This is a genomic window from Streptomyces sp. NPDC002867 (genome assembly GCF_053591895.1).
The window spans coordinates 1-26,245 of the sequence record NZ_JBSFUR010000055.1 but is presented as its reverse complement, the minus strand read 5'-3'; the positions used below and the strand labels follow the sequence as shown (position 1 = coordinate 26,245).

At 71.4% G+C, this 26,245-nt stretch carries 26 protein-coding genes; 19 read left to right on the top strand and 7 right to left on the bottom strand.

Annotation, left to right across the window (positions count from 1 at the left end; genetic code table 11):
- Positions 1–74 precede the first annotated feature (74 nt).
- From ACWD0A_RS30825 to ACWD0A_RS30815, 3 genes are read left to right on the top strand one after another with little or no spacing between them, the layout of a single operon-like run.
- Entirely contained in the window at positions 75–827 is a 753-nt protein-coding gene (locus tag ACWD0A_RS30825) for a lysophospholipid acyltransferase family protein (protein WP_451303431.1), read from the top strand.
- Entirely contained in the window at positions 824–1,834 is a 1,011-nt protein-coding gene (locus tag ACWD0A_RS30820) for an NAD(P)H-dependent glycerol-3-phosphate dehydrogenase (RefSeq protein ID WP_451303429.1), read from the top strand. The genes ACWD0A_RS30825 and ACWD0A_RS30820 overlap by 4 nt, the downstream gene beginning before the upstream one ends.
- A 34-nt stretch (positions 1,835–1,868) precedes the next feature.
- On the top strand, positions 1,869–3,026 hold the full coding sequence (locus tag ACWD0A_RS30815) for a D-alanine--D-alanine ligase family protein (protein WP_177151428.1): 1,158 nt from the start codon (positions 1,869–1,871) through the stop codon (positions 3,024–3,026).
- Positions 3,027–3,038: 12 nt separating this feature from the next.
- Here ACWD0A_RS30815 and ACWD0A_RS30810 read toward each other — a convergent pair whose 3' ends face one another.
- The 3 genes from ACWD0A_RS30810 to ACWD0A_RS30800 all read right to left on the bottom strand — a co-directional run bounded on the left by ACWD0A_RS30810 (position 3,039) and on the right by ACWD0A_RS30800 (position 4,011).
- On the bottom strand, positions 3,039–3,509 hold the full coding sequence (locus ACWD0A_RS30810; RefSeq protein WP_451303427.1) for a DUF3515 domain-containing protein: 471 nt from the start codon (positions 3,507–3,509) through the stop codon (positions 3,039–3,041).
- A gap of 20 nt (positions 3,510–3,529) precedes the next feature.
- Positions 3,530–3,763 carry an Lrp/AsnC ligand binding domain-containing protein gene (locus ACWD0A_RS30805; protein WP_365993653.1) on the bottom strand — a complete coding sequence of 78 codons (234 nt, stop codon included), beginning with the start codon at positions 3,761–3,763 and terminating at the stop codon, positions 3,530–3,532.
- A gap of 113 nt (positions 3,764–3,876) precedes the next feature.
- Positions 3,877–4,011: a hypothetical protein gene (locus ACWD0A_RS30800; RefSeq protein WP_451303425.1), complete on the bottom strand. Its 135-nt coding sequence runs from the start codon at positions 4,009–4,011 to the stop codon at positions 3,877–3,879.
- A 25-nt stretch (positions 4,012–4,036) separates the two neighbouring features.
- Here ACWD0A_RS30800 and ACWD0A_RS30795 point away from each other — a divergent pair, with 25 nt between their 5' ends.
- Positions 4,037–5,023 carry a thiamine-phosphate kinase gene (locus ACWD0A_RS30795; RefSeq protein ID WP_451303423.1) on the top strand — a complete coding sequence of 329 codons (987 nt, stop codon included), beginning with the start codon at positions 4,037–4,039 and terminating at the stop codon, positions 5,021–5,023.
- Between the two features lie 61 nt (positions 5,024–5,084).
- The gene (thiD, locus tag ACWD0A_RS30790) at positions 5,085–5,873 is read left to right on the top strand and encodes a bifunctional hydroxymethylpyrimidine kinase/phosphomethylpyrimidine kinase (RefSeq protein WP_451303421.1); all 789 of its coding nucleotides are present in this window, start codon (positions 5,085–5,087) and stop codon (positions 5,871–5,873) included.
- 82 nt (positions 5,874–5,955) lie between these two features.
- On the opposite strand, the gene rpmB is transcribed toward thiD, so the two are convergent.
- A complete protein-coding gene (gene rpmB, locus ACWD0A_RS30785) occupies positions 5,956–6,141 on the bottom strand; it encodes a 50S ribosomal protein L28 (RefSeq protein ID WP_003957616.1) in 186 nt (61 codons plus the stop codon).
- 265 nt (positions 6,142–6,406) lie between these two features.
- Between rpmB and ACWD0A_RS30780 the strand changes: the two genes are divergently transcribed.
- The 9 genes from ACWD0A_RS30780 to mutM all read left to right on the top strand — a co-directional run bounded on the left by ACWD0A_RS30780 (position 6,407) and on the right by mutM (position 15,459).
- Positions 6,407–7,999, top strand: a complete 1,593-nt coding sequence (locus ACWD0A_RS30780; RefSeq protein WP_451303444.1) for a DAK2 domain-containing protein — start codon at positions 6,407–6,409, stop codon at positions 7,997–7,999.
- Between the two features lie 63 nt (positions 8,000–8,062).
- Positions 8,063–10,333, top strand: a complete 2,271-nt coding sequence (locus ACWD0A_RS30775; protein ID WP_451303419.1) for an ATP-dependent DNA helicase RecG — start codon at positions 8,063–8,065, stop codon at positions 10,331–10,333.
- Between the two features lie 37 nt (positions 10,334–10,370).
- Positions 10,371–10,955 (top strand): 16S rRNA (guanine(966)-N(2))-methyltransferase RsmD, encoded by a 585-nt coding sequence (gene rsmD / locus ACWD0A_RS30770; RefSeq protein WP_451303417.1) that lies wholly within the window; start codon positions 10,371–10,373, stop codon positions 10,953–10,955.
- A 26-nt stretch (positions 10,956–10,981) separates the two neighbouring features.
- A complete protein-coding gene (gene coaD / locus ACWD0A_RS30765) occupies positions 10,982–11,461 on the top strand; it encodes a pantetheine-phosphate adenylyltransferase (RefSeq protein ID WP_218183855.1) in 480 nt (159 codons plus the stop codon).
- Positions 11,462–11,560: 99 nt separating this feature from the next.
- Complete coding sequence (locus tag ACWD0A_RS30760) at positions 11,561–12,628, top strand: ATP synthase F0 subunit B (RefSeq protein ID WP_451303415.1); 1,068 nt, start codon at positions 11,561–11,563, stop codon at positions 12,626–12,628.
- Positions 12,629–12,781: 153 nt separating this feature from the next.
- Complete coding sequence (locus ACWD0A_RS30755; RefSeq protein ID WP_451303413.1) at positions 12,782–13,411, top strand: YceD family protein; 630 nt, start codon at positions 12,782–12,784, stop codon at positions 13,409–13,411.
- A gap of 2 nt (positions 13,412–13,413) precedes the next feature.
- On the top strand, positions 13,414–13,587 hold the full coding sequence (gene rpmF / locus ACWD0A_RS30750) for a 50S ribosomal protein L32 (RefSeq protein WP_026165248.1): 174 nt from the start codon (positions 13,414–13,416) through the stop codon (positions 13,585–13,587).
- Positions 13,588–13,606: 19 nt separating this feature from the next.
- The gene (gene rnc / locus ACWD0A_RS30745; RefSeq protein ID WP_451303411.1) at positions 13,607–14,458 is read left to right on the top strand and encodes a ribonuclease III; all 852 of its coding nucleotides are present in this window, start codon (positions 13,607–13,609) and stop codon (positions 14,456–14,458) included.
- A gap of 140 nt (positions 14,459–14,598) precedes the next feature.
- A complete protein-coding gene (mutM, locus tag ACWD0A_RS30740; RefSeq protein ID WP_451303409.1) occupies positions 14,599–15,459 on the top strand; it encodes a bifunctional DNA-formamidopyrimidine glycosylase/DNA-(apurinic or apyrimidinic site) lyase in 861 nt (286 codons plus the stop codon).
- A 35-nt stretch (positions 15,460–15,494) separates the two neighbouring features.
- Here the strand turns inward: mutM and ACWD0A_RS30735 are convergent, their stop codons facing one another.
- Positions 15,495–15,893: a winged helix-turn-helix transcriptional regulator gene (locus ACWD0A_RS30735; protein ID WP_451303407.1), complete on the bottom strand. Its 399-nt coding sequence runs from the start codon at positions 15,891–15,893 to the stop codon at positions 15,495–15,497.
- Between the two features lie 474 nt (positions 15,894–16,367).
- Positions 16,368–17,258 (bottom strand): CAP domain-containing protein, encoded by an 891-nt coding sequence (locus ACWD0A_RS30730; RefSeq protein ID WP_451303405.1) that lies wholly within the window; start codon positions 17,256–17,258, stop codon positions 16,368–16,370.
- A 154-nt stretch (positions 17,259–17,412) separates the two neighbouring features.
- Between ACWD0A_RS30730 and ACWD0A_RS30725 the strand changes: the two genes are divergently transcribed.
- The 4 genes from ACWD0A_RS30725 (at position 17,413) to ACWD0A_RS30710 (ending at position 23,728) form a co-directional block, all read left to right on the top strand.
- Complete coding sequence (locus tag ACWD0A_RS30725) at positions 17,413–17,694, top strand: acylphosphatase (RefSeq protein ID WP_177151414.1); 282 nt, start codon at positions 17,413–17,415, stop codon at positions 17,692–17,694.
- A gap of 406 nt (positions 17,695–18,100) precedes the next feature.
- Positions 18,101–18,319 carry a hypothetical protein gene (locus ACWD0A_RS30720; RefSeq protein ID WP_177151413.1) on the top strand — a complete coding sequence of 73 codons (219 nt, stop codon included), beginning with the start codon at positions 18,101–18,103 and terminating at the stop codon, positions 18,317–18,319.
- Between the two features lie 164 nt (positions 18,320–18,483).
- A complete protein-coding gene (gene smc, locus ACWD0A_RS30715) occupies positions 18,484–22,050 on the top strand; it encodes a chromosome segregation protein SMC (protein WP_451303403.1) in 3,567 nt (1,188 codons plus the stop codon).
- A 256-nt stretch (positions 22,051–22,306) separates the two neighbouring features.
- Entirely contained in the window at positions 22,307–23,728 is a 1,422-nt protein-coding gene (locus tag ACWD0A_RS30710; RefSeq protein ID WP_451303401.1) for a sugar porter family MFS transporter, read from the top strand.
- 40 nt (positions 23,729–23,768) lie between these two features.
- Here the strand turns inward: ACWD0A_RS30710 and ACWD0A_RS30705 are convergent, their stop codons facing one another.
- A complete protein-coding gene (locus ACWD0A_RS30705; protein ID WP_451303399.1) occupies positions 23,769–24,740 on the bottom strand; it encodes an LLM class flavin-dependent oxidoreductase in 972 nt (323 codons plus the stop codon).
- 187 nt (positions 24,741–24,927) lie between these two features.
- Here ACWD0A_RS30705 and ftsY point away from each other — a divergent pair, with 187 nt between their 5' ends.
- Complete coding sequence (gene ftsY, locus ACWD0A_RS30700; protein WP_451303397.1) at positions 24,928–26,151, top strand: signal recognition particle-docking protein FtsY; 1,224 nt, start codon at positions 24,928–24,930, stop codon at positions 26,149–26,151.
- Positions 26,152–26,245 lie beyond the last annotated feature (94 nt).

Genomic DNA, 26,245 nt, shown 5'->3' with positions numbered 1-26,245 from the left:
CAGACCAGGGGCCTGGGGCGACACTTGACCCCCAGCAGCCAGGCAATAGCCCGGTCGTAGAGGAAGGTGTCCGAGTGTCCCGCCGTAGAATCGGCTTCTGGTACCGCCTGGCGGCGGTCATCGCCAAGCCGCCGCTGTTGCTTCTGTTCAAGCGGGACTGGCGGGGAATGGAACACATTCCGGCCGAGGGCGGATTCATCACCGCCATCAATCACAACTCGTATCTCGACATGTTCTCCTACGGGCACTTCCAGTACAACACCGGACGAGTGCCCCGCTTCCTGGCCAAGGCGGCGCTCTTCAAGGCGCCCGGTGTCGGGCTGATGCTCCGCGGGACGGGCCAGATCCCCGTCTTCCGCGAATCCTCGAACGCGGCCGGCGCCTTCCGTGCCGCCGTCGAGGCCGTACAGCGCGGCGAATGCGTGGCCTTCTATCCCGAGGGCACGCTCACCCGCGAGCCCGGCCAGTGGCCGATGACCGCGAAGACGGGAGTGGCCCGCGCCGCCCTGCAGACCAAGGCGCCGGTCATCCCGGTCGCCCAGTGGGGCGCCAACTTGGCGATGCCGCCGTACGCCAAGGAGAACAAGATCCGCCTCTTCCCGCGCAAGACGCTCCAGGTGCTGGCCGGCCCGCCCGTCGATCTCACGCGTTTCTACGACCAGGAGCCCACGCCCGAGGTGCTCAGGGCCGCGACAGAGGAGATCATGGCCGCGATCACCGCGCTCCTGGAGGAGATCCGCGGCGAGAACGCGCCCGAGAAGCCGTACGATCTGCGCGAAGCGCGCACCGAGCAGCGCCGCAAGGCCGCCGGGGAGGAAGTGAAGTGACCCAGCCCGTCAAGGCAGCCGTCTTCGGAACGGGCTCGTGGGGCACCGCGTTCGGCATGGTTCTCGCCGACGCGGGGTGCGACGTCACCCTCTGGGGCCGCCGCGCCGAACTCGCCGACGCCATCAACACCACCCGCACCAACCCGGACTACCTGCCCGGCATCGAGCTCCCGGTGAACCTGCGGGCGACCACCGATGCGGCCGAGGCCCTGCACGGCGCCGACTTCACCGTCCTCGCCGTCCCCTCCCAGACGCTGCGCGGCAACCTCGCCGCCTGGGCCCCCGAACTGGCCCCGGACACCGTCCTCGTCTCGCTGATGAAGGGCGTCGAACTCGGCACCGCGAAGCGGATGAGCGAGGTCATCGAGGAGGTGGCCGGGGTGCCCGCCGACCGCGTCGCCGTGGTCACCGGCCCCAACCTGGCCAAGGAGATCGCCTCCCGCATGCCGGCCGCCGCCGTGGTCGCCTGCCGCGACGAGGCCGTGGCCCGGCGGCTGCAGTCCGCCTGCCACACGCCCTACTTCCGCCCGTACACCAACACCGACGTCGTCGGCTGCGAACTGGGCGGCGCCGTCAAGAACGTCATCGGGCTCGCCGTCGGCATCGCCGACGGCATGGGACTCGGCGACAACGCCAAGGGATCGCTGATCACCCGCGGCCTCGCCGAGACCACCCGCCTCGGCCTCGCCATGGGCGCCGACCCGCTGACCTTCTCCGGACTGGCGGGCCTCGGCGACCTCGTCGCCACCTGCTCGTCGCCCCTGTCGCGGAACCACACCTTCGGCACCAACCTCGGCCGCGGCATGACGCTCCAGGAGACGATCGCCGTCACCAAGCAGACCGCGGAGGGCGTCAAGTCCTGCGAGTCGGTTCTCGATCTGGCACGCCGGCACGATGTCGACATGCCGATCACGGAGACGGTCGTCGGGATCGTGCACGAGGGGAAGCCGCCGGTTGTCGCGCTCAAGGAACTCATGTCCCGCGCCGCCAAGCCCGAGCGGCGCTGACGCGTCACGGAGCAGCGGGTAGTCTCATCGCGATATGAGCACCGAGAACCTCCCCCAGAGCCCCGAGCAGCAGCTCCGCAAGCCGCGCGTAGCCGTCGTCTTCGGCGGCCGCAGCTCCGAACACGGGATCTCCGTGGTCACCGCGGGCGCGGTGCTGCGGGCCATCGACCGCACCAAGTACGACGTGCTGCCGATCGGCATCACCAGCGACGGCCGGTGGGCTCTGACCGCCGACGAGCCGGAGCGGATGGCGATCATCGAGCGCCGTACCCCCAGCGTCGACGAACTGGCCGAGTCCGACGAGGGCGGCGTGGTGCTCTCCGTCGACCCCGGCAGCCGTGAGGTCGTCTACAGCGAGCCGGGCTCCGTGCCCAAGGTGCTCGGCGAGGTCGACGTCGTCTTCCCGATGCTGCACGGCCCGTACGGCGAGGACGGCACGCTGCAGGGTCTCCTGGAGCTCTCCGGCGTCCCGTACGTCGGCTCGGGCGTGCTCGCCTCGGCGGTAGGCCAGGACAAGGAGTACATGAAGCGCGTCTTCATCTCCTTCGGCCTGCCCGTCGGTCCCTACGAGGTGATCCGCCCGCGCGAGTGGGCGGCCGACCCGTCCGCGGCCCGCAAGAAGATCGTGGACTTCGCGGGCGAGCACGGCTGGCCGCTGTTCATCAAGCCCGCACGCGGCGGTTCCTCGATGGGCATCACCAAGGTCGACGGCCTCGCCGGACTCGACGACGCGATCGCCGAGGCGCAGCGCCACGACCCCAAGATCCTGGTCGAGTCGCTGCTGCGGGGGCGCGAGATCGAGTGCGGCGTGCTCGAATTCGAGGACGGCCCGCGCGCCAGCGTGCCCGCCGAGATCCCGCCGGTCTCGTCGCACGACTTCTACGACTTCGAGGCCAAGTACATCGACTCGGCGGCCGGCCTGGTGCCCGCGCCGCTGACCGACGAGCAGACGGCCGAGGTGCAGAGGCTGGCGGTCAAGGCGTTCGACGCCGTCTCCTGCGAGGGCCTCGTGCGCGCGGACTTCTTCCTGACCGAGGACGGCGAGTTCGTCATCAACGAGATCAACACCATGCCGGGCTTCACCCCGATCTCCATGTACCCGCGGATGTGGCAGGAGAGCGGCGTGACGTACACCGAGCTGGTGGACCGGCTCATCCAGGCGGCGCTGAACCGTTCCACCGGCCTGCGGTAGTTCCGAGCCGGGTCAGAGTGTGGCCGGGACCGTCTTCTCGACGGGCCCGGCCAGATCGGTGAGCGGGCTCGCGTCGTGCGTGTACTGCTTCGCGAGCGTGACCTCGACATAGGTCCTGCGGTACGTCGTGGTGAACCGCGGACCGTCGTCGCGCTCCTCCAGCAGCCAGTTGACCCCGTTCACCTCGACGCCCTGCGCCTGCGGATCGGACATCCTCTCCGGCCGCGGCACACCGCAGCGCAGTACGATCGCGGCATCGCCCCAGCCGGCGGTGAGTTCGGACGCGGGCTCGGGATCCTTCCGTTCCTGCCCCGCGACCGACTGCGGCAGCGCTCGGTCGAGCGCACGGCACAGGGCGGCTTCTCCGGCCGGGGGGCTGGGAACCGCCGCCGACGCCGACGCGTCGCTGGAGGAGCAGCCGGCGGCGGCGACAAGGAGCGCGGCGGCGGACAGGACAAGGGGCCGGCGGTCGAAAGACGTCACCGGCCAAGGGTAGACGGGGGCTACAGGTGAACGACCGGGCAGGTGAGGGTGCGAGTGATGCCGTCGACCTGCTGGACCTTGGCGACCACCATGCGGCCCAGCTCGTCGACCGTGTCGGCCTGTGCGCGCACAATGACGTCGTAGGGGCCGGTCACATCCTCGGCCTGGATCACGCCGGCGATCTTGCCGATGGTCTCGGCGACCGTCGACGCCTTGCCCACCTCGGTCTGAATGAGGATGTACGCCTGTACCACGGAACCTCCAGGGCGGCAGCAGGATCATGTCCCCTACCGTCGGTGGGGAGATCCCAAGGAGAAGGGTCGCCACGGTATCGCGCCGTCGCGGGCCACGGGGAGACCTGCGCGGCTTACGGGGCCCGCAGCGTGGCGTGCACAGAGCAGAAGTTGACGTATCTCTTGACGGTACCGACGGCGGGGACGGCCTGCGACCGCAGTGCGGGGTCGCCGGCCGGGACCGCCGGTACGTCGGATACATCGGACACATCACAAACGGAGAGGTGAACCTCGGTGAAGGGCACTGTGGGCGAGTTGGGGGAGTTCGGGCTCATCAGGGAGCTCACCTCCCGGCTCACCTCCACCCCCGCGGTGCGGCTGGGACCCGGCGACGACGCCGCGGTCGTGGCCGCACCGGACCGGCGGGTCGTGGCGAGCACGGACCTGCTGCTGGAGGGCCGGCACTTCCGCCGTGACTGGTCGACGGCGTACGACGTCGGGCGCAAGGCCGCCGCCCAGAATCTGGCCGACATCGCGGCCATGGGCGCGGTCCCGACCGCTCTGCTCCTCGGCCTCGTGGTGCCCGCCGAGCTTCCCGTCACCTGGGCCACCGAGCTGATGGACGGCATCCGGGACGAGTGCCAGGTGGCCGGGGCGGCCGTCGTCGGGGGCGACATCGTACGCGGCGACGTGATCACCGTCGCGATCACCGCACTCGGGGACCTGCGCAACCACGAGCCGGTGACCCGCGCGGGCGCCCAGCCCGGCGACGTCGTCGCCTACACCGGCTGGCTGGGCTGGTCGGCCGCCGGGCACGCGGTGCTCTCCCGCGGCTTCCGCTCGCCGCGCGCCTTCGTCGAGGCGCACCGCCGGCCCGAGCCGCCGTACCACGCCGGCCCCGCGGCCGCCGGGCTCGGCGCCACCGCCATGTGCGACGTCAGCGACGGACTCGTCGCCGACCTCGGGCACATCGCCGAGGCCAGCAAGGTCCGCATCGATCTGCGCTCGGGGCTGATCGACATCCCCTCGCAGATGAACGACATCGGCCAGGCCGTCGGCGTGGACCCGCTCCAGTGGGTGCTGACCGGGGGAGAGGACCACGCGATCGTCGCGACGTTCCCGCCGGACGCCAAGCTGCCCGCCCGCTGGAAGGTGATCGGAGAGGTGCTCAACCCCTCGGCGCTGCCCCAGGTGACGGTCGACGGCGCACCGTGGACCAGCAAGGGCGGCTGGGACCACTTCGGCGATATCGAGGACAGCAGGCAGCCGGACGCCCAGTAGGTCCACAGGCTCAGTAGCTCCCGGCGCCCGGTGGACCGGGGCGCCCAGTAGATTCGGGGACATGCCCATACCCCCTCGCGTGCTCACCGTCGCCGGTTCCGACTCCGGCGGCGGTGCCGGTATTCAGGCGGACCTCAAGACCATGCTGGCCCTCGGCGTCCACGGCATGAGCGTGCTGACCGCCGTCACCGCCCAGAACTCGACTGGTGTGCAGGGTGCGTGGGAGCTGCCCGTGGAGGCCGTACGGGCCCAGTACCGCAGCGTCGTCGACGACATCGGCGTGCAGGCCGTGAAGACCGGCATGCTGGCCTCCGCCGAGCTCGTCGGGACCGTCGCCGAACTGCTCGCCGGCACCGAGGTGCCCGTGGTCGTCGACCCGGTCGGCGTCTCCAAGCACGGGGACCCGCTGCTGGCGGCCTCCGCGCTCGACTCCGTACGTACCGAGCTGCTGCCCACGGCCACCGTCGCCACCCCCAACCTCGACGAGGTCGCCCAGCTCACAGGCATCGAGGTGCACGACGAGCCGGACATGCGACGGGCCGCCGACGCCGTGCTCGGATTCGGGCCGCGCTGGGCGCTCATCAAGGGCGGTCATCTCGCCGGGGACGCCGTCGACCTGCTGACCGACGGAACCGAGGAGCACTGGCTGCGCGCCGGGCGTCACGACAACCGGCACACGCACGGCACCGGCTGCACGCTGGCGTCGGCGGTCGCGTCGGGGCTGGCCAAGGGGATGTCCGTGCCGGATGCCGTACGGGCGGCCAAGGAGTACGTCACCGGCGCGATCGCGGCCGGTTTCGCCCTGGGCACGGGCATCGGCCCGGTCGACCACGGCTGGCGTCTCCGCTAGCGGAAAAGGCGAAAGCCGGTCCACCGAGGTGGACCGGCTTTCAAGGCAACCGCAGGGGCTGCGCTACGACGAAACGTCGCGGTTAGCGCGAGACCTTGCCGGCCTTGATGCACGAGGTGCAGACGTTGAGCCGCTTCGGCGTCCGACCGACCACGGCACGCACGCGCTGGATGTTCGGGTTCCAGCGACGGGACGTACGGCGGTGCGAGTGCGAAATGTTGTTGCCGAAGCCCGGCCCCTTGCCGCAGACGTCGCAGTTGGCAGCCACGGGTCACTCCAAAGACTTCAGATGCACTTACAGTGAAATCCGGCGTGCCGGAATCAGTGATCTGAAGTGGCCTGCCGGGGGAATGGCCCGATTCTCATCGGGCAACCGGAGCAGCATACAACGACTGCGTCCGAGATACGAAACTACCATGGCTTGCTGCGCACCCGCCCCCGTGCCTGGTCGGAGCCGGGGTCTACGCTGCGAGGCACCCCGCCGCCCACGGCCCGGACGGCCGACCGAGGAGGACCACCAGGTGCCGCAGACGATGGACGCCGAAGTGGTACGCGCCTGGTGCTCGCTGGCGCTGGAGGCCCTCGGCCGGGAGCGCGAGGAGATCGACGCGATCAACGTCTACCCCGTCGCGGACGGGGACACCGGCACGAACCTCTATCTGACGGCGGAGTCCGCCGCCCAGGCCGTGGAAGCCGTCTTCGCCGCCCACGAGACCGGGCGGTCGCAGCCCTCGCTCGCCGATGTGATGCACGCGATGGCCCACGGCGCGCTGATAGGCGCCCGCGGCAACTCCGGCACGATCCTCGCCCAGCTGCTGCGGGGCATGGCCGAGCGCATCGGTGCGGGCGGCCGGCTGGCCGGAGCGCTGCGGCGGGCCGCCGAGATGGCGCGCGAGGCCGTCGCCCACCCCGTCGAGGGCACCATCCTCACCGTGGCCTCGGCCGCCGCCGAGGCGGCCGAGAACGCACCAACCGACGCGCTCCACGCGGCCTACGCCGGCGCCCGGACCGCCCTCGACAACACTCCCCGCCAGCTGGCGGTCCTCGACCGGGCCGGCGTCGTCGACGCGGGCGGGCGCGGTCTGCTCGCGGTGCTCGGCGCCTTGGTGGAGGCCGTCTCCGGCGAGGCGCCGGCGGCCCCGGGACTCTCGTCGGCCCGGCCGGCGCTCCAGGCCCGTGCGGTCGAGCCGTGCGAAGGCGGCGGGCCCGCCTTCGAGGTGATCTACCTGCTGGAGGCGGACGACGAGGCCGTCGCCCGGCTGCGCACCCGGCTGGACGCGCTCGGCGACTCGCTCGTCGTCGTGGGCGGCGACGGCCTGTGGAACGTCCATGTCCACGTGGACGACGCGGGCGCCGCCGTCGAGGCCGGCGTCGAGGCGGGGCGGCCGTACCGGATCCGGATCACCCACTTCGGCGCCGAGGCCGCCGAGTCTGCCCAGTCGGCCGCGGAACCCCGCGAGCGGGTGCAGCGCGCGGTGGTCGCGGTCGTCCCCGGCGACGGCTTGGTCGACCTGTGCGACCAGGCGGGCGCCACGACCGTGCCCATGCGGCCGGGGGAGCCGCCGGCCAGCGGCGAACTGGTCGACGCCATCCGACGGGCGCACGCGCGTGAGGTCGTCCTGCTGCCCAACGACGCGTCCCTGCGGCACACGGCCGCGGCCGCGGCGGAACAGGCCCGCGCGGAAGGCGTCCGCGTCGCGCTCATCCCGACCCGTTCCGCGGTCCAGGGCATCGCGGCGCTCGCCGTCCACGAGCCGGACCGCCGTTTCGACGAGGACGTGGTCGCCATGTCGGCGGCCGCGGGCGCGACCCGGTACGCCGAACTCGCCGTGGCGGAACGGCAGTCGTGGACCTCGGCGGGCGTGTGCCAGGCCGGTGACGTGCTGGGCCTGATCGACGGCGACGTCGCCGTCATCGGCAAGGACCTCACCGACACGGCGCTCACGGTCCTGGACCGGATGCTCTCCTCCGGCGGCGAACTGGTCACCCTCGTGCTCGGCGACGGCGTCCCCACCGGCCTCGCCGCACACCTGGAGGCCCACGTCCGCGAGGGGTACCTCGCCGTCGACACCCTCGTCTACGACGGCGGCGGCCGCGGGACGCCGCTGCTGATCGGCGTGGAGTAGGCGCACGGCCCGTGGGGCGCGCTGTCCACAGGTGCGCGACGACTGTCGGTGGTGTGGTGTGCAATGGGTGGCGTGCCCGCGCTCGACGAACCCCTCAAGAACGCGCTCGGAGCCGCCACCGCGAAGGTGATGGCCGAGCACCTCGACCTGCACACCCTCGGTGACCTGCTGCACCACTACCCCCGGCGGTACGCGGAGCGCGGCGAGCTGACGTCGCTGTCCGAGCTGCCGCTGGACGAGCACGTCACGGTGGTGGCCCGCGTCGCCGACGCGCGCGTCCTGACCTTCAATCAGGGCCGCGGACGGCGGCTCGAGGTGACCATCACCGACGGCAGCGGCCGGCTCCAGCTGGTCTTCTTCGGCAAGGGCGTGCACAAGCCGCACAAGGACCTGCTGCCGGGCACCCGCGCGATGTTCGCCGGCAAGGTCTCCATGTTCAACCGCAGGCTCCAGCTCGCCCATCCCGCCTACGAGCTGCTGCGCGGCGAGGATGGCGAGGAGGCCGTGGACAGCTGGGCCGGGGCGCTCATCCCGATCTACCCGGCCACCACCAAGCTGGAGTCCTGGAAGATCGCCAAGGCGGTCGACGCCGTCCTGCCCAGTGCGCGGGACGCCGTCGACCCGCTGCCGCCCGCCCTGCGCGAGGGCCGTGGGCTGACCGACCTGCCCGACGCCCTGCACAAGATCCACCGGCCGCGCACCAAGGCCGACATCGAGGCCGCGCGGCAGCGGCTGAAGTGGGACGAGGCGTTCGTCCTCCAGGTCGCGCTCGCCCGCCGCAGGTTCGCGGACACCCAGCTGTCCGCCGTCGCCCGCAGGCCCGTGCCCGGCGGACTGCTCGACGCCTTCGACGCCAAGCTGCCCTTCACCCTCACCGAGGGCCAGCGCTCGGTCAGCAAGGAGATCTTCGACGACCTGGCGACCGAGCACCCCATGCACCGCCTCCTGCAGGGCGAGGTGGGCAGCGGCAAGACGCTGGTGGCACTGCGGGCGATGCTCGCGGTCGTCGACGCGGGCGGTCAGGCGGCGATGCTCGCGCCCACCGAGGTCCTGGCCCAGCAGCACCACCGCTCGATCACCGAGATGATGGGCGACCTCGCCGAAAATTGGGGACTTTGGCGCGATGGGGGTCCCCCCGGGCCGAAGGCTCCGGGGGAGTCTGCGCAGAAGGGGCGGGAGTCGGGCGACGGGCGGGCGCTCGGCGGCTCGGACCACGGCACCAAGGTCGTGCTGCTGACCGGTTCGATGGGCGCGCCGGCGCGCCGCCAGGCACTGCTCGACCTGGTGACCGGCGAGGCGGGCATCGTCATCGGCACGCACGCCCTGATCGAGGACAAGGTGCAGTTCCACGACCTCGGCCTCGTCGTCGTCGACGAGCAGCACCGCTTCGGCGTGGAGCAGCGCGACGCCCTGCGCTCGAAGGGGAAGCAGCCGCCGCACCTGCTGGTGATGACCGCCACCCCCATTCCGCGCACGGTCGCGATGACGGTCTTCGGCGACCTGGAGACCTCCGTGCTCGACCAGTTGCCGGCCGGGCGGTCGCCGATCGCCAGCCATGTGGTCCCGGCCGCCGACAAGCCGCACTTCCTGGCGCGCGCCTGGGAGCGGGTGCGCGAGGAGGTCGAGGGCGGCCACCAGGCGTATGTGGTCTGCCCCCGGATCGGGGATGCCGAGGACGAGAAGACCAGGAAGAAGTCGGCCGAGGACGAAGCGGAGAAGCGGCCGCCGCTCGCGGTCCTGGAGGTCGCCGAGCAGCTGGCCCGCGGCCCCCTCGCGGGACTGCGCGTCGAGGTCCTGCACGGGCGCATGGCGCCCGACGACAAGGACGACGTGATGCGCCGCTTCGCCGCGGGTGACATCGACGTGCTGGTCGCCACCACAGTCATCGAGGTCGGGGTGAACGTGCCGAACGCCACGGCCGTGGTGATCATGGACGCGGACCGCTTCGGCGTCTCCCAGCTCCACCAGCTCCGTGGCCGGGTCGGCCGGGGCTCCGCGCCCGGACTGTGCCTCCTGGTCACCGAGATGCCCGAGGCGAGCCCCGCGCGCGCCCGGCTCGGCGCGGTCGCGGCCACGCTGGACGGGTTCGAGCTCTCCCGGATCGACCTGGAGCAGCGCCGCGAGGGCGACGTCCTCGGCCAGGCCCAGTCCGGGGTGCGCTCCTCGCTGCGGATGCTCGCCGTCATCGAGGACGAGGAGGTCATCGCCGCCGCCCGCGAGGAGGCCGCCTCCGTCGTCCGGGCCGATCCGGAGCTGGAGCACCTGCCCGGTCTGCGGATGGCGCTGGACGCCCTGCTGGACAAGGAGCGGGAGCAGTACCTCGACAAGGGCTGAGAGACTTGGGAGGTCAGCCCGCACAGAGAGGCCCGAGATGACCCGCGTGATCGCCGGCGCAGCCGGCGGACGCCGCCTCGCCGTTCCGTCCGGCAACGGCACCCGCCCCACGTCCGACCGTGCCCGGGAAGGACTCTTCTCCAGCTGGGAGTCCCAGCTCGGCAGCCTCCACGGCATCCGCGTCGCCGATCTCTACGCGGGCTCGGGCGCCGTCGGTCTGGAGGCCCTGTCCCGCGGCGCGGCCCACGCCCTGCTGGTCGAGGCCGACGCCCGCGCCGCCCGCACCGTCCGGGAGAACGTCCGCGCGCTGGGCCTGCCCGGTGCCGAGGTCCGTACCGGCAAGGCCGAGCAGATCGTCACGGGCCCGGCTCCGGAGCACCCCTACGACGTGGTTTTCCTCGACCCGCCGTACGCCGTCACCGACGACGATCTTCGCGAGATTCTGCTCACACTCCGCCGCGGGGGCTGGCTCGCGGACGCTGCGCTCGCCACCGTGGAGCGCAGCACCAGAGGCGGAGAGTTCAACTGGCCCGAAGGTTTCGAGCCGCTGCGGGCCCGTCGCTACGGCGAAGGGACGCTTTGGTACGGTCGCGCCGCCTCTACGTGCGAAGACGCACCATGACCGGACCGGAGAGCGAGGGACTTCAGTTGCGCCGCGCAGTCTGTCCGGGGTCGTTCGACCCCATCACCAATGGACACCTCGACATCATCGCCCGCGCCTCCAAGCTGTACGACGTCGTACACGTCGCGGTGATGATCAACCAGTCCAAGAAGGGACTGTTCACGGTGGAGGAGCGGATCGAGCTGATCCGTCAGGTCACCACCGAGTACGGGAACGTCGTGGTGGAGTCCCACCACGGTCTCCTCGTGGACTTCTGCAAGGAACGCGACATCCCCGCGATCGTCAAGGGGCTGCGCGCCGTCAGCGACTTCGACTACGAGCTGCAGATGGCCCAGATGAACAACGGCCTCTCGGGTGTGGAGACCCTGTTCGTCCCGACCAACCCCACCTACAGCTTCCTCTCCTCCAGCCTCGTCAAGGAGGTCGCGGCCTGGGGCGGCGACGTCTCCCACCTGCTGCCGCCGGTGGTACACGAGGCCCTCGTCCGGCGGCTCGCCGAGAAGTGAGCCGCTGACAGTCCGTCACCCGGTGTCGGGAGGGCGCCGAGTGGTCGTACAGTCGACCCGTCCGTCTCCAATCCGGCTGTAGAGAGTGGCAAACACACGGTGGACGTGCAGAAGAAGCTCGACGAGATCGTCGAGGCGGTCGGGAACGCCCGGTCCATGCCCATGTCGGCCTCCTGCGTGGTCAACCGCGCCGAGCTGCTCGCCATGCTCGACGAGGTCCGCCAGGCGCTGCCCGGCTCCCTCGCCCAGGCCCAGGAGCTCATCGGAGGCCGGGAACAGCTCGTCGAGCAGGCCCGCAAGGAGGCCGAGCGGATCATCGAGTCCGCCCACGCCGAGCGTGGTTCGCTCATCTCCGACACCCAGGTCGCCCGCGAGTCCCAGGAGCGGGCGGACCGGATCCTCGCCGAGGCGCGCAAGGAGGCGGAGGAGATCCGCGCGGAGGCCGACGACTACGTCGACTCCAAGCTCGCCAACTTCGAGGTCGTCCTCACCAAGACCATCGGCTCGGTCGACCGCGGGCGCGAGAAGCTGCTCGGCCGCGGTCCCGGCCTCGACGAGCACGGCTTCGCCGACGAGGACGCCCCCGAGCACAGCAGCGACCCGCAGACGCTCATCCGGCGCGCGGACGAGTACGTCGACGCCAAGCTGGGCGCCTTCGAGGCCGTGCTGTCGAAGACCCTCGACGCGGTCGGCCGCGGCCGTCAGAAGCTGCACGGCCGGATCGCCACCGACGATCTGGGCGCCCACATGGCCGCGCAGGACGCCGCGGGCGGCCACCAGCCCACGAGCGACGCGGACTACCTGGCGGGCCTCGCCGAGCTGGCCGAGCCCGCCCCGGAGCCCGAGCGGCAGGAGACGTACGCGGCGTACCAGCCGCCGCCGGCGCCGCAGATCCCGGCCCAGCAGGACGTGTACGGCTACCAGGCGCAGGAGGCGTACGCCCCCGAGGGCGTCTCCTACGCAGGCTACGGGGCCCAGGGCACCGACCCGTACGCCGCGTACCAGGAGCAGGGCTACGACCCGCAGCAGTACGCGCAGCAGGACCCCTACGCCTACCAGCAGCACCAGCCGCAGGCCCAGCAGGGCGCCGCGCTCGACGAGACCAGCCTGTTCGACACGAGCATGATCGACATGGAGCAGCTGCGTCGCTACGAGCAGGGCCGCTAGGGCCGGAAGGCCGCCGAACAGCCCGGATTGGGTCTACGGCGGCCGGTCCAGTATCCTGGCTCTTCGGTCGCGCGTAGTTCCGCGATCCCGGCTGCCCGCTTCGCCCCACGAATCGGGACGGCCCCTCCCCACGATCCGAAAGCAGGAAGAGCCGTGAGCACGCGCCTCGACCACCGCAACCCCCTCGTGTTCGACACGCACGAGCTGGGACGGCGGCCCGGTGCGCTGCAGCGGCTGTCCCGCACGGTGGACGCGCCGAAGGACCTGGGCATCGAAGGCGTCATCGGAGTGCCCGAGGGCAAGCCGGTGGAGCTGGAGCTGCGCCTCGAGTCCGTCATGGAAGGGGTGCTCGTCACAGGCACCGCCCGTGCGAGCGCCGAGGGGGAGTGCGTAAGGTGTCTGGAGCCGCTGCGCCAAGAGGTCGCCGCGGACTTCCAGGAGATGTTCACGTATCCCGACGCCGACGACCGGGGCCGCCCCGCGGAGCCTGTCGACGACGAGGACGAGGACATTCTCTATCTCGAGGACGGCATGTTCGACCTCGAACCCGTGCTGCGTGATGCGGTGGTGCTCGCACTGCCGATGCAGCCGGTGTGCCGGGAGGACTGTGCCGGCCTGTGTCCCGAGTGCGGGATCAGGCTGGACGACGACCCGGACCACCACCACGACGCCGTCGACATCCGTTGGGCGGCACTGCAGGGACTCGCCGATTCACTCGGAACCGGTGAGAAGGACAACATGGGCGGCGCCGAAGCGGGCGTCGACGAGAAGCAGGAGAAGTAGCCGTGGCTGTTCCGAAGCGGAAGATGTCGCGCAGCAACACGCGCCACCGCCGGTCGCAGTGGAAGGCTGCGGTCCCCACCCTGGTTTCGTGTGAGCGTTGCCAGGAGCCGAAGCAGCAGCACATCGCGTGCCCGAGCTGCGGCACCTACAACAAGCGCCAGGTCCTCGAGGTCTGAGCGGCTGGTGAGAGGCCCGATGTCTGAGGTGTCCCCTGCCAAGAAGCAGGCAGACGCAACGAACACAGTCAACGCAGCCTCGTCCCACACGCTTCTGGAAGGGCGGCTCGGGTATCACCTCGAGTCCGCCCTTCTGGTGCGCGCGCTGACCCACCGTTCGTACGCGTACGAGAACGGCGGTCTGCCCACCAACGAGCGTCTGGAGTTCCTCGGGGACTCGGTGCTCGGCCTGGTGGTCACCGACACGCTCTACCGCACCCACCCCGACCTGCCCGAAGGCCAACTGGCCAAGCTGCGGGCCGCGGTGGTCAATTCGCGTGCGCTGGCGGAGGTCGGCCGCGGCCTCGAACTGGGCTCCTTCATCCGGCTGGGCCGGGGTGAAGAGGGCACGGGTGGCCGGGACAAGGCCTCCATTCTCGCCGACACCCTTGAAGCGGTGATCGGCGCCGTCTATCTCGACCAGGGTCTCGAAGCGGCGTCCGAGCTGGTGCACCGGCTCTTCGACCCGCTGATCGAGAAGTCCTCGAACCTCGGTGCGGGCCTGGACTGGAAGACCAGTCTCCAGGAGCTCACCGCGGCCGAGGGGCTCGGTGTGCCGGAGTACCTCGTCACCGAGACCGGACCCGACCACGAGAAGGTCTTCACTGCTGCCGCCCGCGTCGGTGGTGTCTCGTACGGCACCGGCACCGGCCGCAGCAAGAAGGAAGCGGAGCAGCAGGCGGCGGAATCCGCGTGGCGGGAGATCCGCGCCGCCGCGGACGAGCGCGCCAAGGCGGCGGCCCAGGCCGCGGTCGAACCGGACGCGGGCAGTGGTGAAGGGGCCGCCGACACCCCTCCCGCCCCGGCGCCGACGGACCGGGCCTCGGCCTGAGCCGGTCCTTCCCCGGGCATCCGCTTCCGCAGCAGTTCCTGTGAGACCCCTCGCCGCAGCGGCGAGGGGTCTCAGCACTGCACGCCCTGCGTCGCGCGATACGCTGCGGGCATCGCCCCGACCACCGCGGAAGGAGACCCGTGCCCGAGCTGCCCGAGGTCGAAGTCGTACGCCGCGGACTGGCCACCTGGGTCGGCGGACGCACCATCGCCGAGGTGGAGGTGCTGCACCCGCGCGCCGTGCGCCGGCACGTCGCGGGCGGCGAGGACTTCGCGGCCCGGCTGAAGGGCCAGGCCGTCGGGGACGCCCGCCGGCGCGGCAAGTACCTGTGGCTGCCGCTCACCGACACGGACACGTCGGTCCTCGGTCACCTCGGGATGAGCGGACAGCTGCTGGTGCAGCCGCACGACGCCCCGGACGAGAAGCACCTGCGCATCCGGCTCCGCTTCGACGACTCCCTCGGCACCGAGCTCCGCTTCGTCGACCAGCGCACCTTCGGCGGCCTGTCGCTGCACGACAACACCCCCGAGGGACTGCCCGACGTCATCGCGCACATCGCCCGTGACCCGCTGGACCCGCTCTTCGACGACGTCGTCTTCCACACCGCGCTCCGCGCGCGCCGCACCACGGTCAAGCGCGCCCTGCTCGACCAGTCCCTGGTCAGCGGCGTCGGCAACATCTACGCGGACGAGGCGCTCTGGCGTTCCCGGCTGCACTACGACCGCCCGACCGCGACGCTCACCCGGCCGCGCTCGGTGGAACTGCTGGGCCACATACGCGAGGTGATGACGGCCGCCCTCGCGGTCGGCGGCACGACCTTCGACAGCCTGTACGTGAACGTCAACGGCGAATCGGGGTACTTCGAGCGTTCCCTGGACGCGTACGGCCGCGAGGGAGAGCCCTGCAACCGCTGCGGCACGGTCATGCGGCGCCGCCCCTGGATGAACAGGTCCAGCTACTTCTGCCCCCGCTGCCAGCGGGTCCCGCGTACCACGGCCTGACGCCGTCGGCCGCCCCGCCCCCGTGCCGTCGTCCTCTAGCGGACCGCCGCCCGGTTGCCGGCTTCCTCACGGCCGGTGTCGTACCGCTGCCGCGCCTCGAGCACCTCGGGCATCCGGCCCTCGACCAGGTGGATCAGGCCGAGCAGCTGCTCGGTGACGGCCCGGCCGAGCGGGGTGAGTTCGTAGTCCACGCGCGGCGGATTGGTCGGCTGCGCCTCGCGGTGCACGAGCCCGTCGCGCTCCAGCGCGTGCAGCGTCTGGGACAGCATCTTCTCGCTCACGCCGTCGACTCGGCGGCGCAGTTCGTTGAACCGCAGCCGCTCCCCGTAGAGGGCGCCCATCGTCAGGCTGCCCCAGCGGCCCGTCACATGCTCCAGCGTGCCGCGCGAGGGGCACTGCCGGGAGAACACGTCGAATCCAAGGTCGTCGCCCATGCCCGCCAGCCTACGCCGGTCAGCGCTGCCCCAGAGATCGCCCTTTCGAAGAGACAGCGCCCAGGGCGGATGCGGCAATGGGTCTGGCCCAGCACCAAAATGCAGGAGCGTCAGCCTCAAGCTCGGCGACGGCGCTCACGCCACTGTCGACCCGCCTCGGACACTCGTCCTCCCAGCATCATCAGACCCACGAAGGCCGCAGAGCTCGCCAGGTTCTGATGTGCGCCAATAAGCTCTGCCAGCCCCCATGCCACCAGTGACAACACTGGCCAGACGATCAGGACAGGGACCGCCAGCCTGCGCCAGAGTGGTCTTCGGCCTTCCACGGGCTGAGGGTATCGGGCGCAGGGGGCGGCGGCGAAGGAGCGAGACGCGTACGCGGGCCGCCGTGGACGAAGTCTGGGCCGCCTCGGTTGCCGATAGCGGCGCCGAGACGGCCCAGGCAAGCTGACAGGTCACTGACCTGCGGACATCTCAATAGCCGAAGTTCTGCGTCCACCACGGGCCGCCGTCGCCCATGTACACGCCGACGCCCATCGTCGTGTAGTCGCAGTTCAGCATGTTGGCGCGGTGGCCCTCGCTCTGCATCCAGGCGCTCATCACCGCACCGGCGTCGGCCTGGCCGCGCGCGATGTTCTCGCCGCCGAGGTTCGCGACACCGGCCGCGGCCGCGCGGTCCCACGGGTTCTGACCGTCGGGGTTCGTGTGGTCGAAGAACCCGCGTACCGCCATGTCCTTGGAGTGGACCCGCGCCAGCTCCGCCAGCGCGGTGCTCGCCTTGAAGGGGGAGCAGCCCACCTTCGCGCGCTCCTCGTTGACCAGGTTGAGCACGGCGGCCTCGGTCGCCGACACACCGGACGTGGGAACAGCGGCCGGGGAGGACGGGCGCGACTCGGGCCGGTCCGCCTCACGGGACGGCTCAGGCACCGGCGCCGACGTGGTCTTCTCCGGCTCGGGGGCGGCTGGGGTCTTCTTCTCCACGGGCTTCTTGGAAGGCGTCGCGGACGGCTTCGCCTTCTCGACCCGCTTGGTGGGCGACGGCTTCGCAGAGGGCTTGGCCTTCTCGACCCGCTTGGTGGGCGACGGCTTCGCGGGGGACTTCGACGGCTGGGGCGTCCGGCTCGGCGTCGCCGACAGGGACGGCGTCGGCGTGGTGCTCGCCTCTCCCTGTGTCTGGAGCAGGGCGGGTCCTCCGGTGCGTATCTCCGCGGGGGACTCGTTGCTGGAGGAGCCGATCGTGTACGTGTCACCGACCGGCAGGATGCCGGTGGTGACGGCCACGGCGCCTACCGCCATGGCAGCGGAGGCGCCGAGCAGCCCGGTGCGCACGGGCAGACCCGCGCGCTTCTTCCGATGGCGACCCATCTGGTGTGCCTTCCTGGTTCCCGACGCCGTCCTGCTCGGCGTCGAACGTCAATGGGTGCACCCGAACGGGTGACGCTCATTGCGTCCGGACTGTACGCCATGGCACGCCGGGGGCGATGTGATCTGTGCCCATTCGGCCGGTTACGGTGCCCTCATGAACGACGATGCGCGCCTCACCGCGTGGGTACGCGGCCGGGTACAGGGAGTGGGCTTCCGCTGGTTCACCAGGGCGAACGCACTCGAGATCGGAGACCTCAAGGGCTTCGCCCTCAACCTGGAGGACGGCAGGGTGCAGGTGGTCGCCGAGGGGCCGCGTGAGAATTGCCACCGTCTGCTGGACTGGCTGCGGTCCGGCGACACTCCCGGCCGCGTCGACGGCGTCACTGAGATCTGGGACACGCCCAGAGGCATCTACGCCGACTTCGCCGTCCGCTGAAGTGTCCTCCGTCCGGGTGCCCGCAGTCACGTCGCGAGCACCTTCCGGCATGTGCCACAGGCATCGGTCCGGGGAGGAAACCGCCTGGTGGTTGCCAAGAAGAGGCTCCCCGTGCCAGGCTGCGGAGAGAAGGATGATCGCCACGCCCCCAGGGCCCCGCAGGTCAGGCACCCCGCTCGATGGAGCGGCCGTATGCCCCCGGGCTGCCCGCCGATACGGGGTGTGATCGTGTTGACCGTCAAACTTTTTGGTGAGACTCTGGAAGCCCCGCGCACCTTAGCTGTTTGGCAGTAAAGAACCGCAGCAAGACCCCAGCAGTACAAGAAGAGCTGTCAGCACCGCGGGTGCGAATCCCTCACGACCCACACCGCATCGGTCGGTCACTCATTGTGGAGGACCATCCATCATGGCAAAGGCGCTTCTCGGTTACGTCGGCGGTTCCGACCCGCGACTCCTCGCCGAGATGCGACGGCTACAGCAGCGCGTCCAGGACCTCGAGTCCGAGCTCGTACGCATTCAGTCCGAGAACGACGCGCTCACGGCTGCCGCCGCTCAGCACCCTGGCGAGCCGCTTCTCAACGGCATCGACATCGACGTACACCAGGGCGAGCCTGCGCTCACCTGAGCACGGACTCCGTCGCGCACGAAGATATGCAAGGGACGCCCAGGCGTCCCTTCTTTCTTTCCCCCGCCTCTCCCCGTGCCCGCCCCGTACATGCTTTCTTTACCGTCTGATGTGCCCTGCGCCTTCAGAGGCGAAACCGCGAGCGAAAGGTAGAGTCCGGCGGCGTGCACCTCAAGGCCATGACCCTCCGCGGGTTCAAATCCTTCGCGTCCGCCACGACGCTGCGCTTCGAGCCGGGGATCACCTGCGTCGTCGGCCCGAACGGCTCCGGGAAGTCCAACGTCGTGGACGCGCTGTCCTGGGTCATGGGGGAGCAGGGGGCCAAGTCGCTGCGCGGCGGCAAGATGGAGGACGTCATCTTCGCCGGGACGACCGGCCGGCCGCCCCTCGGCCGCGCCGAGGTCTCCCTCACCATCGACAACTCCGACGGCGCCCTGCCCATCGAGTACGCCGAGGTCACGATCACGCGGATCATGTTCCGCAACGGCGGCAGCGAGTACCAGATCAACGGGGACACCTGCCGGCTGCTCGACATCCAGGAGCTGCTGTCCGACTCCGGCATCGGCCGCGAGATGCACGTCATCGTCGGCCAGGGCCAGCTCGACTCGGTCCTGCACGCCGACCCGATGGGCCGCCGCGCCTTCATCGAGGAGGCCGCGGGCGTCCTCAAGCACCGCAAGCGCAAGGAGAAGGCGCTGCGGAAGCTCGATGCCATGCAGGCCAATCTCGCGCGCGTGCAGGACCTCACCGACGAACTGCGCCGCCAGCTCAAGCCCCTCGGCCGCCAGGCAGCCGTCGCCCGCCGCGCCGCCGTCATCCAGGCCGACCTCCGCGACGCCCGCCTGCGGCTGCTCGCGGACGACCTCGTCACCCTCCGCGAGGCGCTGCACGCCGAGATCGCCGACGAGGCCGCCCTCAAGCAGCGCAAGGAAGCGGCCGAGGCGCAGCTGAAGGCGGCCCTCGTCCGGGAGGTCGAACTGGAGGACGAGGTACGGCGCCTCGCGCCGCGCCTCCAGAGCGCCCAGCAGACCTGGTACGAGCTCTCCCAGCTCGCCGAACGGGTCCGCGGCACGATCTCGCTCGCCGACGCCCGGGTCAAGAGCGCCACCGCCCAGCCTGCGGAGGAGCGGCGCGGACGCGACCCCGAGGACATGGAGCGCGAGGCGGCCCGCATCCGTCAGCAGGAGGCGGAACTGGAGGCAGCGCTGGAGGCGGCCGAGCGGGCACTGGAGGACACGGTCGCGCACCGCGCCGAACTGGAGCGGCAGCTCACCGTCGAGGAGCGCCGGCTCAAGGACGTCGCCCGCGCGATCGCCGACCGGCGCGAGGGGCTCGCCCGGCTGAGCGGACAGGTCAACGCGGCGCGTTCCCGCGCGGCGTCGGCCCAGGCCGAGATCGAGAGGCTCGCCGCCGCCCGCGACGAGGCCCAGGAGCGGGCCGCCGCCGCACAGGAGGAGTACGAGCAGCTCAAGGCCGAGGTCGAGGGGCTGGACGCGGACGACTCGGCCCTCGCCGACCAGCATGAGGCCGCCAAGCGTGAACTGACCGGCGCGGAGAGGGCGCTGAGCGCCGCCCGTGAGGCCCTGACCGGCGCGGAGCGCCGCCGCGCCGCGGTCGCGGCCCGGCGTGAGGCGCTCGCCCTCGGCCTGCGCCGCAAGGACGGTACGGGCATACTGCTCGCCGCGCCCGACCGGCTCACGGGCCTCCTGGGGCCGGCCGCCCAGCTGCTCACGGTGACGCCCGGCTACGAGATCCCGGTGGCCGCGGCGCTGGGCGCCGCGGCCGACGCGGTCGCCGTCGCGGACCCGGCCACGGCCGCGGAGGCGATCCGGCTGCTGCGCAAGGAGGACGGCGGGCGCGCGACCCTGCTCCTGGCGGGCGCGACGGCAGCGGCCGAGGCCCCCAGCTCCCCAGGCAACGGCCCCTCCGGCCACCCGTACGCCGCCGGACTGGTGCGCGGACCCGAGGAACTGATGCCCGCCGTACGGCGGCTGCTGCGCGATGTCGTGGTCGTCGGCACCCTGGAGGACGCCGAGGACGTCGTGTACGCGCACCCCGGGCTGACCGCCGTCACCGGCGACGGCGACGTGCTCGGCGCGCACCTCGCGCAGGGCGGGTCCGCCGGGGCGCCGAGTCTCCTGGAAGTGCAGGCATCCGTCGACGAGGCCGCCGCCGAGCTCGAACAGCTCGACGCGCGGTGCGAGGAGCTGACCGCCGCACAGCAGCAGGCCGCCGCCCGCCGTGGCGCCTGCGCCGCTCTCGTCGAGGAGCTGGGGGAACGCAGGCGCGCCGCCGAGCGGGAGAAGTCGGCCGTCTCCGGGCAGCTCGGCCACCTCGCCGGGCAGGCCCGCGGCGCCGCGGGCGAGGCCGAGCGCGCCGGCGCGGCGGCCGCCCGGGCCCAGGAGGCGCTGGAGCGGGCGGCGGAGGAGGCCGAGGAGCTGGCCGAACGGCTGCTCGTCGCGGAGGAGACCCCGGTCGAGGAGGAGCCCGACACCCATGTGCGCGACCGGCTCGCCGCCGACGGGGCCAACGCGCGCCAGACCGAGATGGAGGCACGGCTCCAGGTCCGTACGCATGAGGAGCGGGTCAAGGGCCTCGCGGGCCGCGCCGACGCCCTCGACCGGGGGGCGCGGGCCGAGCGCGAGGCACGGGCGCGCGCCGAACAGCGCCGCGCCCGCATGCGCCATGAGGCCGAGGTCGCCGCCGCCGTGGCGAGTGGCGGCCGGCAGTTGCTGGCGCATGTCGAGGTGTCGCTGGTGCGGGCGGAGGCCGAGCGCGTGGCCGCGGAGGCGGCCAAGGCGGAGCGCGAGCAGGAGCTGGCGGCCGCCCGTAACCAGGGGCGCGATCTCAAGAGCGAGCTGGACAAGCTGACCGACTCGGTGCACCGGGGCGAGGTGCTGGGCGCGGAGAAGCGGCTGCGCATGGAGCAGCTGGAGACCAGGGCCCTGGAGGAGCTCGGCGTGGAACCGGCCGGGCTCGTCGCCGACTACGGCCCCGACCAGCTCGTTCCGCCCTCCCCGCCCGCCGAGGGCGAGGAGCTGCCCGAGGACCCGGAGCATCCGCGCCATCAGCCGCGGCCGTTCGTCCGCGCGGAGCAGGAGAAGCGGCTCAAGGCCGCCGAGAGGGCGTACCAGCAGCTGGGAAAGGTGAACCCGCTGGCGCTCGAGGAGTTCTCGGCGTTGGAGGAGCGGCACAAGTTCCTCTCCGAGCAGCTCGAAGACCTGAAGAAGACCCGGGCCGACCTGCTCCAGGTGGTCAAGGAGGTCGACGAACGCGTCGAGCAGGTCTTCACCGAGGCGTACCGGGACACCGCGCGCGAGTTCGAGGGGGTCTTCTCCCGGCTCTTCCCCGGCGGTGAGGGTCGGCTCGTGCTGACGGATCCCGACAACATGCTGACCACCGGGGTGGACGTCGAGGCCCGGCCACCCGGCAAGAAGGTCAAGCGGCTGTCGCTGCTGTCCGGCGGCGAGCGGTCGCTGACGGCCGTGGCGATGCTGGTGTCGATCTTCAAGGCCAGACCGAGCCCGTTCTATGTCATGGACGAGGTCGAGGCCGCGCTCGACGACACGAACCTGCAGCGGCTGATCCGCATCATGCAGGAGCTCCAGGAGAGCTCCCAGCTGATCGTGATCACGCACCAGAAGCGGACGATGGAGGTCGCGGACGCGCTCTACGGCGTGTCCATGCAGGGGGACGGCGTCTCCAAGGTCATCAGCCAGCGGCTGCGCTGAACCGACCGCTGCCGCGGTGCCCGCCCGCCGATGCGGACCTTCGCGGGCACTTCACTGAATCTTCAACACTTGAACTCATAGTCCATGCCGATGTGCATCACGGATACAGTTCGACCCCTTGACTTCGAAACTTGAAGGCATAGTCTCTGCAACGTTGCTTTTACCTTCAAGTGGTGGGCGGCGAGAACTTGTGCGCCACTTGAAGGGCTCGCCCCACACGCCCGGCGACGCCTGCCGGACGGCCCCAGGAGTACACGTGACCAGCACTGCGCAGCCCCCGCCGGCATCGGGCGCCCGCGAAGCCCACCCCGAACACCTCGGGCATGTCATCTTCATCACGGCGGCCGCCGCCATGGGCGGTTTCCTCTTCGGGTACGACAGTTCCGTCATCAACGGCGCCGTCGAGGCGATCCGGGACCGCTACGACATCGGCTCGGGCACGCTCGCCCAGGTCATCGCCATCGCCCTGATCGGCTGCGCCATCGGGGCCGCCACCGCCGGCCGTATCGCCGACCGCATCGGACGCATCCGCTGCATGCAGATCGCGGCCGCGCTGTTCACCGTCAGCGCCGTCGGCTCCGCCGTCCCGTTCGCGCTCTGGGACCTGGCCCTGTGGCGCGTCGTCGGCGGCTTCGCCATCGGCATGGCGTCCGTCATCGGCCCCGCCTACATCGCCGAGGTCTCCCCGCCCGCCTACCGCGGCCGGCTCGCCTCTTTCCAGCAGGCCGCGATCGTCATCGGCATCGCCGTCTCCCAGCTGGTCAACTACGGCATCCTCCAGCTCGCCGACGGTGAGCAGCGCGGTGAGATCGGCGGGCTCGAGGCCTGGCAGTGGATGCTCGGCGTCATGGTCGTCCCGGCCGTCCTCTACGGCCTGCTCTCCTTCGCGATCCCCGAGTCGCCGCGCTTCCTCATCTCCGTCGGCAGGACCGACAAGGCCAGGGCGGTCCTCGCCGAGGTCGAGGGCAAGACCGTCGACCTCGACGCCCGTATCGAGGAGATCGACCTCGCGATGCGCCGCGAGCACAAGTCGACCTTCAAGGACCTGCTCGGCAGCCGCTTCGGCTTCCTGCCCATCGTCTGGATCGGCATCGGGCTCTCGGTCTTCCAGCAGCTCGTCGGCATCAACGTCGCCTTCTACTACTCGGCGACCCTGTGGCAGTCGGTGGGCGTCGACCCGTCCAGCTCGTTCTTCTACTCGTTCACCACGTCGATCATCAACATCGTCGGCACCGTGATCGCCATGGTCCTCGTCGACCGCATCGGCCGCCGGCCGCTCGCGCTCATCGGCTCCGCCGGCATGGCGGTCGCGCTGGCCTTCGAGGCGTGGGCCTTCTCCGCCGACCTCGTCGACGGCAAGCTGCCCGAGACCCAGGGCGTCGTCGCCCTGATCGCCGCGCACGTCTTCGTGCTCTTCTTCGCCCTGTCCTGGGGCGTCGTGGTCTGGGTCTTCCTCGGCGAGATGTTCCCCAACAGGATCCGCGCCGCCGCGCTCGGCGTCGCCGCGTCCGCGCAGTGGATCGCCAACTGGGCCATCACGGCGAGCTTCCCGAGCCTCGCCGACTGGAACCTCTCGGGCACCTACATCATCTACACGGTCTTCGCCGTGCTCTCGATCCCCTTCGTGCTCAGGTACGTCAGGGAGACGAAGGGCAAGGCGTTGGAGGAGATGGGCTAATCCCCGCTGCCCCTCTCCTCACCACGGAAACTGCCCCGGCTCAGCGCGTGAGCCGGGGCAGTACGTCTTCGCACAGCAGGTGCAGGCTCCGCCAGCCCTCGTCCACCGGCATGCCGCCGCACAGCGGATGCAGCACCAGGCTCTCCGCGCCCAGGTCCACGCACTCGTCCGGCGTGACGATCCGGTACACGCCCTCCGCGCGCAGCTCCTCCACCGTGTCCGCGGTGGAGCGCACCACCGAGCGGATGTCCTTCGACTGCCACGACGCGTAGGTGCGCGCCTCGTGGAGGAAGTGGTGGCCGTACAGAGCCCACGCCCGGTCCGGGTCCTCGGCGATGTGCAGCAGCGGTGTTTCGGGGGCGGGCATCATGCAGAAGCCTCCGGTGCCGTACTCGGCGCGGCGCTCGTGGTAGTACGCCTCCAGCTCCGGCAGGTGCGCGCTCGGGAAGAAGGGCAGGCCGAGGCGCGCCGCCCGCCGGGCGGCCGCCCGTGACGAACCGCCGACCAGCAGCAGCGGATGCGGCTGGGTGTACGGGCGGGGCGTGACGCGCACGCTGCGCCCCCGGTACACGAACTCCTCGCCCGTCCACGCGGTGACCAGCGTCTCGAGCAGCTCGTCCTGGAGCGCGCCCCGCCTCCCCCATTCCACTCCCGCTCGCTCGTACTCCTCGGGCCGGTAGCCGATGCCCGCGACCGTGACGAGCCGGCCCCGGCCGACGAGGTCGAGCACGGCGATGTCCTCGGCCATGCGCAGCGGATCGTGCAGCGGCCCGATGACCGCGGAGACGGTGACGGCGATACGGCGAGTGGCGCCGAGGACCGCGCCCGCGAAGACGAAGGGCGAGGGCAGCCAGTTGTCGGTGGCCCCGTGGTGCTCCTCGGTCTGGACGGTGTCGATGCCGCGGTCGTCGGCGTACGCGGCCATCTCCAGGGCCGCGCGGTAGCGGGCGGCGAGTGTTTCGGGCGTCGCGTCCGGCTCCACCAGGTTGAACCGGGCCACCGTGAAGGCCATGGGAAGTCCCCCTCCGCCGGATGTGGGCATGGCGAAGGGGACGGTAGCTGACGCAGCGTCAGATGAATAGGGGCGGGAGCTCCGGTCGGCCACGCCGTCCGGGCACAGCCTCGGGGGCCGGGTGGGGGACCCGCCCGCCGCAGCGCAGCGACTCCGGAGCGGGGCGGTCACGCATACTGGACGCGTTATGGAATTCGTCATCCTTGCTGTAGTCATCGCCCTGGTCGCGATCGGCGCCATCAGCGGGCTCGTGGTCAGCAGCCGCAAGAAGAAGAAGCTGCCGCCCCCGGCACCGTCGAGCACGCCGACCATCACTGCTCCGCCCACCGAACCGCACGTCGGCGACGAGGCGGAGACGCCGCGGGACGAACCCCGCCGCACCATCGAGGAGGTCGACCTCCCGTCGGCCGAGGAGGCCGTCGGGACCCCGGTCGCCGTCGAGGACCCGGTCGTCGCCGAGCCCGTCGCGCCGGAGATCGAGATCCCCGAGCCGACCGCCGGCCGGCTCGTCCGGCTGCGCGCGCGCCTCGCCCGCTCCCAGAACTCCCTCGGCAAGGGACTGCTCACGCTGCTGTCGCGCGAGCACCTCGACGAGGACACGTGGGAGGAGATCGAGGACACCCTCCTCACGGCGGACGTCGGCGTCGTCCCGACCCAGGAGCTCGTCGAGCGGCTGCGCGAGCGCGTGAGGGTGCTGGGCACCCGTACGCCCGAGCAGTTGCGCACCCTGCTCCGCGAGGAGCTGCTCACCCTCGTCGGCACCGACCTGGACCGCGCGGTCAAGACCGAGAGCGGCCTCGACACCCCCGGCGTCGTCATGGTCGTCGGCGTCAACGGCACCGGGAAGACCACCACCACCGGCAAGCTCGCCCGCGTGCTCGTGGCCGACGGCCGCTCCGTGGTCCTCGGCGCCGCCGACACCTTCCGTGCCGCGGCCGCCGATCAGCTGCAGACCTGGGGCGAGCGCGTCGGCGCCCGCACCATCCGCGGCCCCGAGGGCGGCGACCCGGCCTCGATCGCGTTCGACGCGGTCAAGGAGGGCATCGCCGAGGGCGCGGACGTCGTGCTCATCGACACCGCGGGCCGGCTGCACACCAAGACGGGCCTGATGGACGAGCTCGGCAAGGTCAAGCGCGTCGTGGAGAAGCACGGCCCGCTGGACGAGGTCCTGCTGGTCCTGGACGCCACGACCGGTCAGAACGGTCTGGTGCAGGCGCGCGTCTTCGCCGAGGTCGTGGACATCACCGGCATCGTGCTCACCAAGCTGGACGGCACGGCCAAGGGCGGCATCGTCGTCGCGGTCCAGCGCGAGCTGGGCGTCCCGGTGAAGCTCGTCGGTCTGGGCGAGGGTGCGGACGACCTGGCTCCGTTCGAGCCGGAGGCGTTCGTCGACGCGCTCATCGGCGACTGACCCGCTCACGTCACAGGGGCCCGGGGGCGGGGGTGGCGGGCGGGGCCCCGGGGGGGGGCCGGGGGGGCCTATCTTCTGCCGGGCGAGCGGATGT

What these genes read in the sequence shown, in the direction of transcription:
- rsmD (WP_451303417.1), top strand. Translation starts at nt 10,371, where the DNA reads ATGACCCGCGTGATCGCCGGCGCAGCCGGCGGACGCCGCCTCGCCGTT.
- ACWD0A_RS30780 (WP_451303444.1), top strand. Translation starts at nt 6,407, where the DNA reads ATGGACGCCGAAGTGGTACGCGCCTGGTGCTCGCTGGCGCTGGAGGCC.
- ftsY (WP_451303397.1), top strand. Translation starts at nt 24,928, where the DNA reads ATGGAATTCGTCATCCTTGCTGTAGTCATCGCCCTGGTCGCGATCGGC.
- ACWD0A_RS30705 (WP_451303399.1), bottom strand. Translation starts at nt 24,740, where the DNA reads ATGGCCTTCACGGTGGCCCGGTTCAACCTGGTGGAGCCGGACGCGACG.
- ACWD0A_RS30775 (WP_451303419.1), top strand. Translation starts at nt 8,063, where the DNA reads ATGGGTGGCGTGCCCGCGCTCGACGAACCCCTCAAGAACGCGCTCGGA.
- ACWD0A_RS30725 (WP_177151414.1), top strand. Translation starts at nt 17,413, where the DNA reads ATGAACGACGATGCGCGCCTCACCGCGTGGGTACGCGGCCGGGTACAG.
- rnc (WP_451303411.1), top strand. Translation starts at nt 13,607, where the DNA reads ATGTCTGAGGTGTCCCCTGCCAAGAAGCAGGCAGACGCAACGAACACA.
- thiD (WP_451303421.1), top strand. Translation starts at nt 5,085, where the DNA reads ATGCCCATACCCCCTCGCGTGCTCACCGTCGCCGGTTCCGACTCCGGC.
- ACWD0A_RS30730 (WP_451303405.1), bottom strand. Translation starts at nt 17,258, where the DNA reads ATGGGTCGCCATCGGAAGAAGCGCGCGGGTCTGCCCGTGCGCACCGGG.
- ACWD0A_RS30735 (WP_451303407.1), bottom strand. Translation starts at nt 15,893, where the DNA reads ATGGGCGACGACCTTGGATTCGACGTGTTCTCCCGGCAGTGCCCCTCG.
- ACWD0A_RS30720 (WP_177151413.1), top strand. Translation starts at nt 18,101, where the DNA reads ATGGCAAAGGCGCTTCTCGGTTACGTCGGCGGTTCCGACCCGCGACTC.
- ACWD0A_RS30815 (WP_177151428.1), top strand. Translation starts at nt 1,869, where the DNA reads ATGAGCACCGAGAACCTCCCCCAGAGCCCCGAGCAGCAGCTCCGCAAG.